1 pseudogene is annotated in these 367 nt (G+C 36.2%); it reads right to left on the bottom strand.

The annotated features are described in order from the left end of the window. Positions 1-56: 56 nt before the first annotated feature. A pseudogene (locus tag ADM33_RS11035) lies at positions 57-188 on the bottom strand (ATP-binding cassette domain-containing protein); the annotation flags it as partial. Positions 189-367: the final 179 nt, after the last annotated feature.

Below are 367 nucleotides of genomic sequence, written 5' to 3'. Positions count from 1 at the left end.
TCTTTCTCTCTTAAATAACTACTTCCATAAATAGTGAGTCAATAATCTTATTTCTCAGTCGTTGATTTCCCCGCCCCATTTGGTCCTAGAATCGCATTAAACGTTCCCTTTTCAAACTGTAGGTGAATATGATCAATCACTAGATGATTTCCATACCGTTTACTGATGTTTTTAGCGTGTAATATCATGTTCTCTCTCCTTTTTGACAGTATCAGTCTAGCAAAAAAGCCGTTTAAAAAACGGCCTTTTGGGATAAGCGGTCAAAATGAGAACCTAAGTGGCAAGATGAAAGTGACAAAAAGAAGAAGAAAATTTAATGCAACCATTCTTTTCCCCATTGATTCAAGTCCTTTAAAATCGGCATCAG

Source organism: Streptococcus oralis (assembly GCF_001075875.1).
GTDB classification, from domain to species: Bacteria; Bacillota; Bacilli; order Lactobacillales; family Streptococcaceae; genus Streptococcus; species Streptococcus oralis_I.
This window is presented reverse-complemented; position numbering and strand designations above follow the sequence as displayed.